At 60.1% G+C, this 2,846-nt stretch carries 3 protein-coding genes and 1 tRNA gene; all 4 read left to right on the top strand.

Features of this window, described 5'->3' with window-relative positions; all coding sequences use genetic code 11:
• On the top strand, positions 1 to 1,253 hold a 1,253-nt coding region (gene gltX / locus ABW22_RS15835; protein WP_059759096.1), incomplete at its 5' end, for a glutamate--tRNA ligase.
• Positions 1,254 to 1,298: 45 nt separating this feature from the next.
• Positions 1,299 to 1,374 (top strand) — tRNA-Thr (locus ABW22_RS15840).
• Positions 1,375 to 1,820: 446 nt separating this feature from the next.
• Positions 1,821 to 2,042, top strand: coding sequence for a toxin-antitoxin system TumE family protein (locus tag ABW22_RS18180; protein WP_237763387.1), 222 nt, complete (start codon positions 1,821 to 1,823; stop codon positions 2,040 to 2,042).
• Positions 2,039 to 2,401, top strand: coding sequence for a helix-turn-helix domain-containing protein (locus tag ABW22_RS15850; RefSeq protein WP_157648695.1), 363 nt, complete (start codon positions 2,039 to 2,041; stop codon positions 2,399 to 2,401). Before ABW22_RS18180 ends, ABW22_RS15850 begins: the two co-directional genes overlap by 4 nt.
• Positions 2,402 to 2,846 lie beyond the last annotated feature (445 nt).

Below are 2,846 nucleotides of genomic sequence, written 5' to 3' on the forward strand. Positions count from 1 at the left end.
CGCGCTCCACCCCCGAGGCGGTGCAGGCGATTCTCGACGGCATGGCCTGGCTCGATCTGAATCACGACGAAGGCCTGTTCTACCAGACCCAGCGCCTGTATCGCTACAAGGAAGTGATCGAGCAGATGCTGGCGAGCGGGCAGGCCTATCTGTGCTATTGCAGCCCGGAAGAACTCGACAACATGCGCGAGGCGCAGCGCACGCGCGGCGAAAAGCCGCGTTACGACGGCCGCTGGCGCCCCGAATCCGGCAAATCGCTGCCGGTGCCGCTTTCCGGCGTGCAGCCGGTGGTGCGCTTCAAGAACCCCACCGAGGGCACGGTGGCGTGGAAGGATCTGGTCAAGGGCACCATCGAGTTTGCCAACGCCGAGCTCGACGATCTCATCATCGCGCGCGCCGACGGCACCCCCACCTACAACTTCTGCGTGGTGGTGGACGACTGGGACATGCAGATCACCCATGTGATCCGCGGCGACGACCACGTCAACAACACGCCGCGCCAGATCAACATCCTGCGCGCGCTGGGCGCCGAGGTGCCGCAGTACGCCCATCTATCCATGATTCTCGGCGACGACGGCACCAAGCTGTCGAAGCGCCACGGCGCGGTGTCGGTGATGCAGTATTTCGAGGAAGGCTACTTGCCGGAAGCCGTGATCAACTACCTGGCGCGCCTCGGCTGGTCGCACGGTGACGCCGAACTGTTCAGCCGCGAACAGTTCGTGCAGTGGTTCGACCTCGACCACATCACGCCCTCGGCCGCGCAGTTCAACACGGAAAAACTGCGCTGGCTCAACCACCAATACATCAAGGCGGCTGACGACGCGCGCCTGGCCGGGCTCGTCCGCCCCTTCCTCATTCGCAACGGCGGCAATCCGGACGACGGCCCCGACCTCGCGACAGTGTGCGCGCTGGTGAAGGAACGCGCCGCCACCATCGTCGAACTGGCCGACGCCGCCACGCTGTTCTACCGCACCCTGCACCCCACGCCCGAACTGCTGGCGCAGCACGTCACCCCCGAAGTGCTGCCCGCGCTGGCCGAGCTGGCCGCCCGCCTCGAAGCACTGGCCTGGGAGCGCACCGCGATCAGCACTGCATTCAAGGAAACCCTCGCCGCGCACGGCCTCAAAATGCCGAAGCTGGCGATGCCGGTGCGCGTGCTGGTGACCGGCGAGCCGCAGACGCCGGCGATCGACGCGACGCTCGAACTGATCGGCCGCGACAAGGTGGTTTCCCGCCTGAAAGCCGCGCTGTAGGCTGCCACAGGGCCGACGATTCCGCTATAATGCGCGCTGTTTTTAGCCGGCGTAGCTCAGTTGGTAGAGCAGCGCATTCGTAATGCGAAGGTCGCCAGTTCGATTCCGGCCGCCGGCACCAGTTGTAAAAAAACGCCGCTCAATGAGCGGCGTTTTTGTTGGGCGTGGAAATTCTCGAAGCGGCAGCCATCCGGCAATTGCCTTAACCGATCAAGCACGAATGACAACCACCTCAAGACATTCGGCCTCGACCTCGGTTCAACCCTCACTTGCCTGATTGTGCGCCGACCACAACTGCTCCAGATCGCTTCGCAAAGCAGCGTGCTTGTCGGAATCGAGCGAAGGTTCAGCCCCTGGCCGAGAGATGAGTCTGCTGCCACAACCTTCAATCGCATTACGACATGGAAAAGCGGAAATTGAAACCGGCAAGGCGCTGCAAAAAAATCGTTCCCGGGGCTGAACGAACTGCTGCTTGACTTCCGATAGCTTGTTGTCAACAATGCCAACATGAAGGCAGAACTGCTCAAGCAGCATCGCCAGCGCCTGCCCAATGGTGGGCTGGTAGAAATGAGAATATGGAAGCTGCCCTGTCCCGTTCCACCCTGCGACCACGCTTTCAAGTACCGCCTGGTTTATATGCTGAATGGAAAACGCATAGTCGGTTTCGACAATGAACGCGGCAAAGGCGACCACAAGCATCTGGATGGAAAAGAGTACGTCTACCACTTTGTTTCCATCGACCAACTGCTGGATGATTTTCTGGCAGAAGTTGAGAGGAGAGTCACATGAAAACCGCCGTCATCGAGATCAACCCGGCCTGGAAGGCCGCGCTCAGAACGGGTGCAAAAGGCATACACCAGGCCGCCAAGTCCGGCCGCGTGCAACAGGCCACCTTCAGCTACGCCAGCCCTGAACTGCTGTTCTCAGAAATCAGTCCCAAGCGCTGGGGCGTACTGGAGGCCATGAGCGGTGCCGGCGAATTGAGCCTGCGCGAAGTTGCCCGCAGGCTGGAACGAGACGTCAAATCCGTGCACCGGGATGTGCATACCCTGCTGGAAATCGGCCTACTGGAAAAAACCGAGAGTGGAAAAATCGTGTGCCCGTTCGACAAGGTGCGTGTCGATTTCACGTTGGCACAGGCAGCTTGAGTGGCTTGGCAACATGGATCAGATTTCCCCTGTTTGACTCTCAATTCGACCCGTTTCAGCCATTCGACGGCTCCTCGCCTTCACCGTCCGGTGTTGGCACTACAAGAGGCGTTCACCGTGCTTTCATGTCGGGCAGAAGATCGGCCGAAGCGGTCGTCCTGTCACCCCCGCATCACGTCAGCTTCTTGGCCAAGAGCAGTCAGTGAAGCAACCCAGACGATGGAAACTCGATCGAGCAGGCGGGGGACGTTGGTCGACCCCATGAGGTTCGTTCCTCGAGTAGATTCCAATCGAGGTTTGAGTCTGAGCGATCGGTTTTTACCTTGAATCGGAAATCAAAAAAGATTTAGCTTTTGGTGGGGCTGTGGATAGGTGGGAAGGTCGCCGTCAGGCGAGCTATCCACCTATCCACAGCCCCTTCGCTTTACGCTTTTTCTCGGGTCAG

It is taken from the genome of Thiobacillus denitrificans (assembly GCF_001530125.1).
GTDB classification, from domain to species: domain Bacteria; phylum Pseudomonadota; class Gammaproteobacteria; order Burkholderiales; family Thiobacillaceae; genus Thiobacillus; species Thiobacillus denitrificans_C.